Annotated in this window: 13 protein-coding genes; 8 read left to right on the top strand and 5 right to left on the bottom strand. The window is 60.9% G+C overall.

Features of this window, described 5'->3' with window-relative positions; translation table 11 throughout:
• Positions 1-421: 421 nt before the first annotated feature.
• Positions 422-1327, bottom strand: a complete 906-nt coding sequence (locus LMG28727_RS03075; RefSeq protein WP_201640850.1) for a LysR substrate-binding domain-containing protein — start codon at positions 1325-1327, stop codon at positions 422-424.
• Between the two features lie 213 nt (positions 1328-1540).
• Here LMG28727_RS03075 and LMG28727_RS03080 point away from each other — a divergent pair, with 213 nt between their 5' ends.
• From LMG28727_RS03080 to LMG28727_RS03115, 8 genes are all read left to right on the top strand, one after another.
• Positions 1541-2653: a branched-chain amino acid ABC transporter substrate-binding protein gene (locus LMG28727_RS03080; protein ID WP_236591617.1), complete on the top strand. Its 1113-nt coding sequence runs from the start codon at positions 1541-1543 to the stop codon at positions 2651-2653.
• Complete coding sequence (locus LMG28727_RS03085; protein WP_201640852.1) at positions 2650-3195, top strand: L-2-amino-thiazoline-4-carboxylic acid hydrolase; 546 nt, start codon at positions 2650-2652, stop codon at positions 3193-3195. The genes LMG28727_RS03080 and LMG28727_RS03085 overlap by 4 nt, the downstream gene beginning before the upstream one ends.
• Entirely contained in the window at positions 3188-4459 is a 1272-nt protein-coding gene (locus tag LMG28727_RS03090; RefSeq protein WP_201640853.1) for a Zn-dependent hydrolase, read from the top strand. Before LMG28727_RS03085 ends, LMG28727_RS03090 begins: the two co-directional genes overlap by 8 nt.
• Positions 4460-4774: 315 nt before the next feature.
• Complete coding sequence (locus LMG28727_RS03095; protein WP_201640854.1) at positions 4775-5554, top strand: amino acid ABC transporter substrate-binding protein; 780 nt, start codon at positions 4775-4777, stop codon at positions 5552-5554.
• A 20-nt stretch (positions 5555-5574) separates the two neighbouring features.
• Complete coding sequence (locus LMG28727_RS03100; RefSeq protein ID WP_201640855.1) at positions 5575-6255, top strand: amino acid ABC transporter permease; 681 nt, start codon at positions 5575-5577, stop codon at positions 6253-6255.
• Positions 6252-7019 (top strand): amino acid ABC transporter ATP-binding protein, encoded by a 768-nt coding sequence (locus tag LMG28727_RS03105; RefSeq protein ID WP_201640856.1) that lies wholly within the window; start codon positions 6252-6254, stop codon positions 7017-7019. The genes LMG28727_RS03100 and LMG28727_RS03105 overlap by 4 nt, the downstream gene beginning before the upstream one ends.
• Before the next feature lie 115 nt (positions 7020-7134).
• A complete protein-coding gene (locus tag LMG28727_RS03110) occupies positions 7135-7581 on the top strand; it encodes a YeeE/YedE family protein (protein ID WP_201640857.1) in 447 nt (148 codons plus the stop codon).
• Positions 7578-8003, top strand: coding sequence for a DUF6691 family protein (locus LMG28727_RS03115; protein ID WP_201640858.1), 426 nt, complete (start codon positions 7578-7580; stop codon positions 8001-8003). The genes LMG28727_RS03110 and LMG28727_RS03115 overlap by 4 nt, the downstream gene beginning before the upstream one ends.
• A gap of 78 nt (positions 8004-8081) precedes the next feature.
• Here LMG28727_RS03115 and LMG28727_RS03120 read toward each other — a convergent pair whose 3' ends face one another.
• From LMG28727_RS03120 to LMG28727_RS03135, 4 genes are read right to left on the bottom strand one after another with little or no spacing between them, the layout of a single operon-like run.
• Positions 8082-9041 (bottom strand): ABC transporter permease, encoded by a 960-nt coding sequence (locus LMG28727_RS03120; RefSeq protein ID WP_201640859.1) that lies wholly within the window; start codon positions 9039-9041, stop codon positions 8082-8084.
• The gene (locus LMG28727_RS03125; RefSeq protein ID WP_201640860.1) at positions 9034-10062 is read right to left on the bottom strand and encodes an ABC transporter permease; all 1029 of its coding nucleotides are present in this window, start codon (positions 10060-10062) and stop codon (positions 9034-9036) included. Before LMG28727_RS03125 ends, LMG28727_RS03120 begins: the two co-directional genes overlap by 8 nt.
• Positions 10059-11678, bottom strand: coding sequence for a sugar ABC transporter ATP-binding protein (locus LMG28727_RS03130; protein ID WP_201640861.1), 1620 nt, complete (start codon positions 11676-11678; stop codon positions 10059-10061). The genes LMG28727_RS03125 and LMG28727_RS03130 overlap by 4 nt, the downstream gene beginning before the upstream one ends.
• The gene (locus tag LMG28727_RS03135; RefSeq protein WP_236591618.1) at positions 11675-12649 is read right to left on the bottom strand and encodes a sugar ABC transporter substrate-binding protein; all 975 of its coding nucleotides are present in this window, start codon (positions 12647-12649) and stop codon (positions 11675-11677) included. Before LMG28727_RS03135 ends, LMG28727_RS03130 begins: the two co-directional genes overlap by 4 nt.
• Between the last annotated feature and the right edge of the window lie 265 nt (positions 12650-12914).

Genomic DNA, 12914 nt, shown 5'->3' on the forward strand with positions numbered 1-12914 from the left:
TGGCATCCTGCTGATTGGTGGGTTGACCGTCGGAGTAGTAACCGTACTGCGACTACTGTCATGACCGATACCCGTTTTACGCGCTGGCTGGACGCGCGGCGCCGAGACATGAATGCCGTTGCTCGACCTTGTCGGCACGATCTGAGTCTTACATGCACGCTTGCAATAGCGGCTTTTCGAAGAAATCAGACGGTGACAACGCTATATGCATATCTGAATCCGGTGGTTGGCGCCCGCCACCCGCCGCGATACGCTAGCTTGTCACGTTCGTGACACTCTTTGATTGGGGTTTAATCCCGCTGCCGCGAGGTTGGCGGGATTTTTTTCTGAAGCCATGCGCCATGGTCGCGATGCCGTTCGCGATAGTAACAATGAAGACGCTGCGGTGATCCGCGTTGTCCGGCCGGCGATAACCTGTCCGTCAACTATTCTCGGCGCGACTCGCCCGGAGAATCCATTCTGCCAAACGCAATGCGCCATCAGGCAACTCCGCACCGGCACGTCGGCACAGATAGTAGTCGCGCCCGTCGTCCAACTCGGCATCGAACAATTGCACGAGTTCGCCGGAGTCCAGCTCTCTTCTGACAAGCGGCGCTCTCAACAGCGCGACGCCCAGACCCGATTGCGCCGCCGACAACGTCAGTTGTCCGTCCTCGAATAACGGGCCCGAAGCTCGCGTGAACTGACGCACGCCGGCCTGCTGCATCCACGTCACCCACGTGTTGCGGTCTTCATCATGAATCAGCGGGACATTGGCGAGCGCCTCGGGTGTATCGAGCGGTCCGTGCTTCGCCAGCCACGCGGGGCTGCACATCGGTACGACCGCACCCGACAACAGGCGAGTCGCCTCATAGCCGCTCCAGTTACCCGCGCCGAACCGGATCGACAGGTCCGCGGCATCGCTCAGGTAGTTGCGGTGATGCGCATACAGCACGTTGACGTCGACATCGACATTCTGTGTGAGGAAGCGCTGCAGGCGCGGAATAAACCATCCAATCCCGAACAGTGGAATCAGACTGATCGTGACCTGCCGCATCGTCGCACGGCTGCGCACGACGCTCGTCGCGCTGCGTAACACCGAAAAAACCGCGCTGATCGAACGATAGTAGTCGCGGCCTTCGTCCGTGAGTACCAGTGAGCGGCCCTCGCGCAAGGTCAGCGGTGTCTGCACGAACGACTCGAGTAACTGCAGTTGATGACTGACCGCCGAAGGCGTGATGTCGAGTTCGCGCGCGGCCGCAGTGACCGAGCCGTGTCGCGCGAATGCCTCGAATGCGCGGACTGCACGCAAAGGCGGGTCGTCGTTCAATTGTTCGATATTTTTCATGTAAAAAATTATATCGCACAATTCAATCCAGTTTAAACAGCAGAAAACCCGCTAAATTGCGGACAAAACGCGAGGTGAATAAGCTAAGTGTTTTTCGATATTTAGATTCGACGAGCCAACCGTTTAATATTTCTCATCGAATTCACTCCAGAAATCCCCGCTCAGATGAAAAAACTCAACCGTGTCCTACCTTTGACTTTGCTCGCCTTGTCGATGGCCGCGTCCGCGCAGGCGCCAGGCGAACAGGTCGTGCTGATCGGACTGGCCGCGCCGCTGACGGGTCCGTCCGCGCGCATCGGCAAAGATCTGCAGAACGGTGCGCAACTCGCGCTCGACGATGCCAACGCCAAACATCCGACGCTCAACGGCAAGCCGGTGTTCTACAAGCTCGCTTCGGCTGATGACCAATCCGATCCGCGCACCGCGGTGACGGTCGCGCAACAGCTAGTGGATGGTCATGTGATCGGAGTGGTCGGACACTGGAACACCGGCTGCAGCATCGCCGCATCGCGCGTCTATCACGACGCGGGCGTTCCGGAAATCGCACCTGCGTCGACCGGGCACCAATACACGCAGCAACACTTCGGCAACGCATTCCGGATCATGGGCCACGACGATTCCAGTGGCGCGTACACCGGCGCCTATGCAGTGAAGACGCTGCATGCCAAGCGGATCGTAGTGATGGACGACCGGACCTCGTTCGGCTCGGGTCTGGCGACGCAATTCATCAAGGGCGTCGAGGCGAACGGCGGCACGGTCGTGGATCGCGAGTATGTCGATGACAAGACCACCGACTTCAGCGGCGTGCTGACCGCGATCAAAGGCAAGAAAGCGGACCTGGTTTTCTTTGGCGGCATTGACGCGCAGGCCGCACCGATTGCGCGCCGCATGCGGCAACTCCAGATCAACGCGCCGTTGTTGGGGGCCGGCGGCTTTGTGAGCCAGACGTTCCTCAAGCTGGCAGGCAACGCTGGCGATGGTGTGACCGCGCTGGAGCCGGGTCGTCCGCTTGACCGGATGCCTGGCGGCAAGGCGTTCGACGCGCAATATCGCGCGAAATATCACGCGCCGATCGAGTTGCACGCACCTTTCGCGTACGACGCAGCGGCGACAATCATCGCAGCGGTCCAGCAGACACAGTCCACCGATCCGGCGAAACTGGTCGCGGCGATCCACGCCATCGACCGGCAAGGCGTCACGGGCACCATCGCTTTCGACAGCGAGGGCAATCTGAAGGACCCCGCGTTCACGATCTATCAGGTCAAGGGCGGCAGCTGGGACGTGGTCGATATTCTGGGTGGCAACGCCAGCGTGGCGGCACGATGAGCGAAGCGAAAAAAACATTCCCCATTCATGTGGAGCAGGGAACCGATGCAGACGACCGCCTCGGCATTCTCGCGCGGCGGCGCATCGAAGCGGAGATCATCAAGCCGATCTACGAGATCCTGAAACGCGACTACGGGATCGAAAAAGCCCAGGCAGTGATCGCCGAGGCCGTGCAGGGCGAAGCGATTCGCGCGGGCCAGCAGTTCGCCGCGGCGGACCCCGACGGTACGGGAATCGAGTCGTTCACCGCACTGCAGGTGCTGTGGGAGAAAGACGACGCGCTCGAGGTCGACGTGCTTCGAGCCGACTCGCAGCATTACGACTACGACGTCAAGCGTTGCAGCTACGCGCAGATGTATCACGCGATGGGCCTCGGCGAAATCGGCCACCTGTTGAGTTGTGCACGCGACAGCCTGTTTATCGCCGGTTATGACCCACGGATTCAACTGACGCGCACGTCGACCGTGATGCAGGGGGGCGCGCGTTGCGATTTCCGCTATGAGATGGTGAACGCAGGTGGAGAAAGGCCGCGCGATGAGTGAGTTAGCTGAAAATACCGTCCAACACGCATCGTTGCGGACCAACCGCGAGCGGCTGTGGGCTTCGCTGGAGCAGATGGCGCAGATCGGCGCGACGCCGAAAGGCGGCGTTTGCCGGCTGGCGCTGACCGAACTGGATCGTCAGTCGCGCGATCTGTTTGTCGAGTGGGCGCGCGAGGCGGGCTGCGCGATTCGCGTCGACAGAATGGGCAATATCTTCGCGCGGCGCGCCGGGCGCGATGTGAAGGCTGCGCCGGTGCTGACCGGTTCGCATGCAGATACGCAACCGACCGGCGGTCGCTATGACGGCATCTACGGCGTGCTCGGCGGACTCGAAGTGGTGCGCGCGCTCAACGATGCGCAGATCGAAACCGAGCGTCCAATCGACGTGGTGGTCTGGACCAACGAAGAAGGTTCACGCTTCGCGCCAGCGATGATTGCATCCGGTGTGTTCGCCGGTGTCTATTCGCTCGAACACGGGCTGTCGCGATCCGATCCGGCGGGCACGACGATCGCCGAGGCGCTTGAAGCGATTGGCTATAACGGCACGGAAGAAGTCGGGCATTTTCCGATCCATGCCGCGTACGAATTGCATATCGAGCAAGGCGCAATTCTCGAGCGCAGCGGCCACACCATTGGCGTCGTGACGGCCGGACAGGGACAGCGCTGGTACGAGGTGACCCTCACCGGTGTCGACGCGCATGCGGGTACCACGCCGATGGATCTGCGTCACGATGCGCTGGCGGGTGCGGCGAAAATGATCGGTTTCGTCGAACAGACCGGACGCAGCCACGCGCCGTATTGCCGCGCGACCGTCGGCATGATCGAGGCGCGGCCGAACTCTCGCAACACCGTGCCCGGAGAATGTTTCTTTACCGTCGAGTTCCGTCATCCGGATGCCGCGGTGCTGGCCGACATGGATCAGGCATTGCGTGCAGAGCTTGCAAGGGTCGCGAGCGAAGCGGGATTGTCCGCGCAGATCGAACAGATCTTCAACTACGCGCCGGTTCCGTTTGCGCCGCAATGTATCGACGCCGTGCGCCACGCGGCGCGGCAACTCGATTTGCGTCATGCCGATATTGTGTCGGGCGCTGGCCATGACGCGTGTTATGTCGCCCGCGTTGCGCCGACTGGGATGATCTTCATCCCCTGCGTCGGCGGCTTGAGTCATAACGAAGCTGAAGCGATCACACCGGAGTGGGCATCGGCGGGTGCCGATGTGCTGTTGCATGCGATTCTTGCAAGCGCGGGTGTCGTGCGGCAATGACGCGGTAGTGTGATTGGCGGCCGTCGGGCTCGACTCCGCGGCCGCGCAAATAAGCTCACGCGCTATCGATATTTCGCGAAGAGTGCAGGGGGAGGGTGACGCGTCGCGCAGACGCCTGTGCGTTCAGATTCGGCTGGAGATTCCGCGAACGTATCGGTTATTTTTCGAAATTCAGGCTTATTACCATGCTGCATATTCATCGATAACTTGATGCTTTGTGGAAGTCAGGGGCCTTTGCTAGAGTCCGCCCACGCTGGTGATCCAGTTGCTGGCGGGAACCGAGTTCTCATCTCTATCTCTGCGGAGCCCACTCTCATGAAATCGATTCGTACCGTCCTGTTGTTTGCGTTGCTGCAGGCCGTTGCCGTCACTCCGGCATTTGCGGCAGACGAGCTCACCCAGATCAAGACATCAGGGGTATTCAAGGTAGGCACCGAGGGTACTTACGCACCTTTTACTTACCACGACGAATCCGGCAAGCTGACGGGTTTCGACGTCGAGATCGCGACCGAGATCGCGAGACGTCTCGGCGTGAAGCCGGAATTCGTCGAGGGCAAGTGGGACGGCCTGATTGCCGGTCTCGATGTCAATCGTTATGACGCGGTGATCAACGAAGTCGCCGTGACAGACGCGCGCAAAGCGAAATACGACTTTTCCACGCCCTATATTGCTTCGCACGCGGCGCTGATCGTGCGCTCGGACAACACGACGATCAAGACTTTCGACGACCTGAAAGGCAAAAAATCCGCTAATACGCTGACCAGCAATTTCGGCAAGATCGCCAGGGACCACGGCGCGGACGTGGTCAGCGTCCAGGGCTTTAACGAATCGATCGATCTGCTGACATCGGGGCGTGTCGATGCGACAGTCAACGATTCATTGTCGTTTCTCGACTTCAAAAAACACAAGCCGGATGCGCGGGTAAAAATCGTAGCAATCGACAATTCCGCCGATAGCGACAAGTCGGCGGTTCTGCTGCGCAAGGGTAGTCCCGAACTGGTGGCCGCCATCGACAAGGCGCTCGCTGATATCAAGTCCGACGGCACCTACGAGAAGATCTCGCAGAAGTACTTTGGCAAAGACGTCTCACAGTAAGCGCTGGACGGAACTGAATCATGCCGCCCTGGTTGCATCTGATGGCACAGTCGCTGTGGCCCCTGCTCTATGCGGGGCTTGTATTTACAGTGCCGCTCACTTTGGCTTCATTCAGTCTCGGGTTGGCACTGGCGTTCGCAGCAGCGTTGATACGCCTGTTCGGTCCGCGCTGGCTGGTGGCCATCGTACGCTTTTACGTGTGGCTGATTCGAGGATCCCCGTTGCTGGTGCAGCTGTTCGTGATTTTCTACGGCTTGCCCAACGTGGGGATCGTGCTTGATCCGCTGACGGCGGCCATTATTGGATTCTCGCTTAATGTGGGCGCATACAACTCGGAAGTGATCCGAGGCGTGGTGGAGTCCATTCCGAAAGGTCAGTGGGAAGCCGCCTATTCAATAGGGATGACGCGCGCGGAAGCGCTGCGCCGTGTGATCCTGCCGCAAGCCGCGAGGGTCGCGCTGCCGCCTTTGTCCAACTCGTTCATCTCGCTTGTGAAGGATACGTCGCTCGCCGCCGTGCTGACCGTGCCGGAGGTCTTTCAGGCGGCGCAACGCATTGCCTCAGTCACCTACGAGCCGTTGATTCTGTACACGGAGGCCGCGCTCATCTACCTCGTCTTTAGTTCCGTGTTGTCATCGGCACAGGTCCGGCTCGAACGGCGATTTGGCCGGCATGCCCTTTTTGACGCAGGCAACCGATGATCAAACTGGAAAAAATCGATAAGGTTTTCGGCGAGCATCAGGTGTTGAGTTCGGTGGATCTGACGCTTGCACCCGGCAGCGTCACCGCATTAATTGGCCCATCGGGCAGTGGCAAGAGCACGCTGCTGCGTTGCGTGAATCTGCTCGAAATTCCCGACGGGGGAGCCCTCGAAGTGGGCGGTCAGCGCCTCGAATTCAGCCGCGACCAGCCACCAGCGCGCGATGCGCTGCTAGCCATCCGGCGGCGCACCGGCATGGTGTTCCAGAATTTTCAGTTATTTCCGCATTTGACGGTGATGCAGAACGTCACGGAGGGACTGCTTACCGTTCAGAAGTGGAACAAGGCCCGAGCCCGGGATCGCGCGCACGAACTGCTGACGAAGGTCGGCATCGCGCATAAGGCCGACGCTTGGCCCGCGACGCTTTCTGGTGGACAGCAGCAGCGCGTCGCGATCGCACGGGCGCTAGCGCCGTCGCCCGAGGTTTTGCTGTGTGATGAGCCAACCTCGGCACTCGATCCGGGGCTGGCGGTTGAAGTAGTCGAAGTACTCAAACAACTCGCCGTCGAAGGAATGACCATGTTAATGGCAACTCATGACCTGCGTCTCGCAGCGCTGATCGCGCGAGACGTGGTGTTTCTCAACAACGGTGTCGTGGTGGAAGCGGGGCCGTCACGCGAGATTTTCACCCGGCCTCGCGAGCCCGACACCGCGCGTTTTGTCTCGACGCTAACGCAAAATGTGCCGGACACATGGAAAGATTGAGAGGGCGGCCCGGCCAGCTGTTCGGCACTGAACAAAATTTGTGAGGCATGCCAGCGTGTCGCGTTAGAAAACTGCGCCAAAATAGGCTGTTGCGTGTTTTCAGCCGAGGCATCCTATGGAATCTTTCTCGCCCTATAGCGCGCTGGCTGGCGGCGTGCTGATCGGGCTTTCGGCCTCAGCGCTGCTCTGGCTCAACGGCCGGATTGCCGGCATCAGCGGCATTGCGCGAGGGCTGCTGTCGCTGGACCGCAGCGGGCTGATGTGGCGCGGGTTGTTTCTGGCTGGCCTGATTGGTGGTGCATGGCTCTACTACTGGGTGGCCGCACGCACAGGACAGGGTGACGCAATACCTCGCGTAAGACCAGGATTCCCGCCTGCCATACTGGTTGCCGGAGGGCTCGCAGTCGGTTTCGGCACGGCGCTCGCGCGCGGGTGTACCAGCGGACACGGCGTATGTGGCATCGCCCGTTTTTCCCGGCGGTCTATTGTCGCGACGGGGGTTTTTCTCGTTGCGGGCATTGCGACGACCTACGTCATGCGCCACGTGTTGGGGGTCCAATGAAGCCGCTGCGATATCTGGCCAGCCTTGCGTGCGGATTGCTGTTCGGCATCGGGCTTGCACTAGCGGGAATGACCCGCCCACAAAAGGTATTGGGCTTTCTGGATGTGGCTGGGCCCTGGGACCCGAGTCTGCTGTTTGTATTGGGCGGGGCGGTAGCGGTCAGCGCCGTCGCGTTCCGTTATATCTTGCGCCGACATTCACCGCTTCTGGCGGAGTCTTTCGATTTGCCGACCACGAAGCCGATCGATCGCAATCTGATTGCGGGCGCGACGATTTTTGGCATTGGATGGGGGCTGTCGGGCTACTGTCCTGGGCCGGCTATCGCGCTGCTTGCGGCTCCTGACACCGAGGCACTCTATTTTCTGCCCGCCATGCTGGCCGGCTGGTGGTTGTTCGCGTTCGTGGCGAAGAGGAGCAGGTAGGTCAGCACCGGTCAACGCTGCAATTCGCGTATGCATGGAGGGTGCGCCGCATTACCTCAGGTCGAATAGCGTCCCATCTCACGCGAACCGCCCACTGCGCTGGACGAAGCTCAACGCGAGCACTGCGAAGATCAGTACGCCAGTGGCGACCTGTTGCCAGTAAAAATTCCACCCGATCAGCAACAGACCGTTGGCAACCAGGCTGATCAGCAGCACCCCTAGCAGCGTGCCAATGACGCCGGGCCGCCGCGTGGGAGACAGCGTGGTACCAATAAAGGTCGCACCGATCGCGTTCAGCAGATACCCGTTACCGGCTTGCGGCACGTACGCTTTCACCGTCGACGACAGCAGTACGCCGACCACACCATAGATCAGCGCACTCGCGACAAACGTCCACGAAATGATCGCGCCCACTGGCAGCCCGGAGTAACGTGCAACGCCAGGCTGCTCGCCGAGCGCGCTTGCCTGCCGACCGAACACGGAGCGGGCCAGCGCCACGTGGACCACGATCGCGAACAACGCGACCACCCATAGCGGCACGGGAACCCCGGCCAACGTACCGTGAGCCAGCTCGCTGAAATACGGCGATAAAGCCACGTTCAGCAGATAGACCGGTTGTCCGCCATCGGTGGCGAGTTGCTGGACCGTCTGTCCGATGAACAGCGTGCCGAGCGTCGCGAGGAAAGGCGCAATCCCCAGACTCGCGATTAGCACGCTGTTCAGTGCGCCGACCGCGAACGCAGCGGCGAGACCGCCAAGCAGCGCAACGGGCAGGCTCATCTGATGCGCGCTCAGCAGCACGAACACGAGACTGGCGACATCGATCGAGGTACCTAGTGACAGATCAATCGCACCAATCGACAACGCCAGCGTCATTCCAAGCGACGCAATCGCCAGTAGCGCGAAGTTGTTGAGCAAAACATCGGCGAGGTTATCAACGCGCGCGAAGCCCGGCGCGAAAGCCGCGAAAAAGGCAACGATCCCGATCAACGCAGCGATCAGCGCAAAGCGTTGCAGGCGCGCAATCCGTTCAATCATTCGCATGGTTCCCGGTGTGGCTTCGACGGATCACGGCTGTGGTGGCCACGACGAACAGGATCAGCATGCCCTCGACGCCGTTGACCCAGTAGCTCGACACATTGTCGAGTTGAAAGCCGTTGTTGACGATGCCGATAAAAAGCACGGCGAGTAGTGTGCCGGGAATGGTCGGTACGAGTCGGCGCGAAAACACCACGCCGAGCAAAGCCGCTGCGATCACGGCCAGCAGGTTTTCGCCCGCGCCGGGCGAACTGCCGCTCAAGAGTGCCGAAGATGCCAGCGCCGCGAGCGCCGCCGCGATGCCGCTGACCACGTAACTGGCCGCGACGTAGCCACGCGTGGCAATGCCCGCAGCCCGCGCCGCGTCGCGATGCGCGCCGGTGGCGCGCAGTCGCAGGCCGAACGGCGTGTAGTGAATCAGCGTGGTAAAAAGCACGGCGACTACGACGAGCGCGTAGGCGAGATGCGGCACGTTGAAAGGGCCGCTGTCCAGCAGGAAAGCCATCACGGGCGACGCGACCGGCACGGAGGTGTTCTGTGTCAGAACGAGTTCCAGTCCCGCGGCGATATTCATCGTGGTCAGCGTGGCGAGCAGCGGAAAGATGCCCAACGCGATCACGGCAAACGCATTCAGCGCGCCGAGTGCTGCACCCGCCGCAACGGTGAGTGCGAGCGCCACGCTTTCGGGCAGGCCGTCACGCAACGTCACTGCGTAGACTGCCGCGCACCAGCCCATGTTTGCCGCAATCGACAGATCGAGGCCGCCTTTGATCGGATCCGCGCCACCGCCAATCAGCACCGCCGTCAGGCCAAAGCCAAGAATCCCGACGACAACCGATTGCTGCAGCACGTTCGCCAGATTACTCACCGTGAGAAACAGCGGCGAACTCGCGGCAAATGCCAGAAACACCAGCGCGAAGGCCAGCACGGCGCCACTGCGAAGCCAGAACTGCGCACCGAACCATCCCGCCGGCAACCCGACGCGAGATCGTGGTCGAGCGCTGCCAAGTGCGTTGCTCATGCAACGTTCTCCTGATGCAAAGGTAGGTGGCTGGGTCGCGCTATGTCAGGCGCTTCAACGTTGCGCGCGCCAGTGGCCCAGGCCAGCACGTCCTGACTGTCGGCGTCGCGCGAGATCAATTCCTTGACGATGCGTCCGCGCGTCATCACCAGCACACGGTCCGTGACTTCGAGCAGTTCGATCAGGTCACTCGAAAACAGCAGCACGGCGGCGCCTTCATCTGCGAGCCGGTCGAGTAGACGATATATCTCGGTTTTCGCGCCGATGTCGACGCCCACGGTCGGCTCGTCGAGCAGATAGACCGGTGTGGTGTGACTCGATCCCCGTATCAACCATTTCGCCAGGGCGACTTTCTGCTGGTTGCCGCCCGATAGATGGCGCACTGGCGCGTCCGCACCCGGCGTGCGGATGTTGAGCGCGTCGATCATTTGCCGCACGGCATCGCGTTCGCTGCGTTTCGCGACCAGTCCGAAGCGGCTGAAGCGCGCAAGATTCGACAGCGTGATGTTTTCGCGCACACTCAGCGACGGTGCGACGCCGTGCGCGCGCCGATCCTCCGGAACGAAGGCGATACCCGCACGCACTGCATCAGCAGGTTTTCGCAGACGAAGCGGTTTGCCGTCTATGGCGATATCACCCCGTACGTTGCGTTCCAGTCCGAACAGACTGCGCACGAGTTGTTTGCCGCCAGACCCGAGTAAGCCGGTCACGCCGACAATCTCGCCGCGCCGCAGGTCGAAGGACACCTGTTCGAAGCGGTTGTCTGCGCCAAGCCCACGGACCGACAGCAGTGGCGCTCCGGCGGTGCGGGCCGGGCGTGCGGTGCGTTTGGCCATTTCGACGCCAATCATCGCGGTGACCAGCGTCTCGGTCGAAGTCGTTCGGGCGTCGACATGAGCGACATCCTTGCCGTCGCGCAAGACCGTGACACGATCGCAGATGGCGGCAATCTCATTCAGGTGATGGGAGACGTAGAGGATCGTCAGGCCGCGTTGCCGCAAGCGGTCGATGGTCTGAAGCAGATGCTCGACTTCACGACTGACGAGCGCCGCCGTGGGCTCGTCGAAAACCAGAATGCGCGGCTCGCGCATCAGTGCGCGGGTAATCTGCACGATCTGCTGCTCGGCCACGCTCAACTCGGCGATCAACCGGTTGGGCGCAAGATCGACGTTGAAGTGCGCAGCGATTGCGGCGCGTGCGTCATGTTGCATCCGGCGCGTATCGAGAATACCGATAGCGGAACGGTGCCGTGCAAAGCGCCCGCCGTGGCTGCCAAGCGTCGGCTCGTTACCGGTCAGCAGCGCTTCGGCCACGGTGAAGGTGGCGGGCAGCAAACGCTCCTGATGAATGAAGCCGATCTGCGCGAGTGCGTCGCGCGATGCGCTGCCGGTCAGACTCACGTCTACCCCGTCTACCGCAATCGCGCCGCTATCCGCTGCATGGAGGCCCGCGAGAATCTTGATCAGCGTCGATTTGCCTGCGCCGTTTTGCCCGATCAAACCGTGTACTGTGCCGCGCTTTACCTCCAGCGACGCACCGCGAAGCGCAGGCACGCCGTTGAACTGTTTGACGATATCACGCAGTACCAAGGCAGAGGCGGGCAGTTCCTTCGTCATTTCGCGGCGACCACGCCATTCTGTGCGACCTGTCCGAGAGTTTGCTGGATCGAGCCGGCGTTGTCTTTTGTGACCAGGATGGACGGTACATAGGTGTACGGCGGCAGATCTTTCTGGCCTGCCAGATAACGCGCGACGTTGTCGACGGCGGTCTTGCCGATCAGGGCCGGCTGTTGCGCGACGACGGCAGCGGCGCTCGACTTCTGATCCTTGACCAGGTTGACCACGTCAGGACTGCCGTCTACCGCATAGGTCCTGATTTCCGAGCGATGCGCGGCGTCCACGGCCTGGGTCGCGCCCACTTGCGGTACATCCCACGCTGCCCAGATCGCTGAAACCTGTCCCTTCGGGTATTTCGCGAGCAATTGGCTGACCTGCGCATACGCGCTTTGCACGGTGTTCGGAATGACATCGCGCAGTTCTGGTTCGATGATGTGAACCTTCGGGTAGTACTTCAGAACCGCCTTGAGCTGGTCATAGCGGATCGCGCAAACCGGCACGCCGTAAAAGCCATTGAAGACCAGGATGTTTCCTTCGCCGTGAATGTCGTTGACGAGCTTCAACGCCAGTTGTTCGCCGATAAAGAAATTGTCCGACGTGGTGTCGTTCAGACTCGACGGCGAAGCGGTATCGATCGTGAAGAGCGGTATGCCGGCCTGGCGGATTTTCTGCAACCACGGCTCCAGCACGCTAGCCGTGCCCAGCTGTTCGACGATTGCGTCGGGCTTCTGTGCGATCAGCGTCTGGATTTGCGCAATCTGGCGGTTATCGTTACGGCCTGCGTCGAGCGCGATCGGCGTGCCGCCCAGGCGCTTGACTTCGTCAACGGCGCCTTGATACGCCTTCAGATCCCAGTAGTGATCGGTGCCGGCCGCAGTAATGCCGATCCGCTTGCCTTTGAGCGACGGCACGCTTTTATCAGCGGCGTCGTCCTGCGCGTGAGCGGTGACATTGGTGCCGCAAGCGACCATAGCCAGCAGCGCGAAGAGGGTGTGTTTCAGTCTGCGATGGATTGTTTGCATGTGATTAGCCGGTTGAAGCCGAGGGTGTTATCCGGTGACTTTAATCAACATGACGGCCATGCTGAAACCAACAAATCTGGCTATCGTTATGAGCGAACTGCTGAGGTGCTTAGCAAAATCGGCTGATAGTCGATTTCCATCTTCGGGGCTCACGAGGCAGCGTCGCAATTGCAGGGATTCGCGGTCGCGGACTGATGGTTGTATTTGTGCGTTT

Source organism: Paraburkholderia metrosideri, assembly GCF_904848625.1.
Classification (GTDB): domain Bacteria; phylum Pseudomonadota; class Gammaproteobacteria; order Burkholderiales; family Burkholderiaceae; genus Paraburkholderia; species Paraburkholderia metrosideri.

What these genes read in the sequence shown, in the direction of transcription:
- LMG28727_RS03075 (WP_201640850.1), bottom strand. Translation starts at nt 1,327, where the DNA reads ATGAAAAATATCGAACAATTGAACGACGACCCGCCTTTGCGTGCAGTC.
- LMG28727_RS03080 (WP_236591617.1), top strand. Translation starts at nt 1,541, where the DNA reads ATGGCCGCGTCCGCGCAGGCGCCAGGCGAACAGGTCGTGCTGATCGGA.
- LMG28727_RS03085 (WP_201640852.1), top strand. Translation starts at nt 2,650, where the DNA reads ATGAGCGAAGCGAAAAAAACATTCCCCATTCATGTGGAGCAGGGAACC.
- LMG28727_RS03090 (WP_201640853.1), top strand. Translation starts at nt 3,188, where the DNA reads ATGAGTGAGTTAGCTGAAAATACCGTCCAACACGCATCGTTGCGGACC.
- LMG28727_RS03095 (WP_201640854.1), top strand. Translation starts at nt 4,775, where the DNA reads ATGAAATCGATTCGTACCGTCCTGTTGTTTGCGTTGCTGCAGGCCGTT.
- LMG28727_RS03100 (WP_201640855.1), top strand. Translation starts at nt 5,575, where the DNA reads ATGCCGCCCTGGTTGCATCTGATGGCACAGTCGCTGTGGCCCCTGCTC.
- LMG28727_RS03105 (WP_201640856.1), top strand. Translation starts at nt 6,252, where the DNA reads ATGATCAAACTGGAAAAAATCGATAAGGTTTTCGGCGAGCATCAGGTG.
- LMG28727_RS03110 (WP_201640857.1), top strand. Translation starts at nt 7,135, where the DNA reads ATGGAATCTTTCTCGCCCTATAGCGCGCTGGCTGGCGGCGTGCTGATC.
- LMG28727_RS03115 (WP_201640858.1), top strand. Translation starts at nt 7,578, where the DNA reads ATGAAGCCGCTGCGATATCTGGCCAGCCTTGCGTGCGGATTGCTGTTC.
- LMG28727_RS03120 (WP_201640859.1), bottom strand. Translation starts at nt 9,041, where the DNA reads ATGATTGAACGGATTGCGCGCCTGCAACGCTTTGCGCTGATCGCTGCG.
- LMG28727_RS03125 (WP_201640860.1), bottom strand. Translation starts at nt 10,062, where the DNA reads ATGAGCAACGCACTTGGCAGCGCTCGACCACGATCTCGCGTCGGGTTG.
- LMG28727_RS03130 (WP_201640861.1), bottom strand. Translation starts at nt 11,678, where the DNA reads ATGACGAAGGAACTGCCCGCCTCTGCCTTGGTACTGCGTGATATCGTC.
- LMG28727_RS03135 (WP_236591618.1), bottom strand. Translation starts at nt 12,649, where the DNA reads ATGGTCGCTTGCGGCACCAATGTCACCGCTCACGCGCAGGACGACGCC.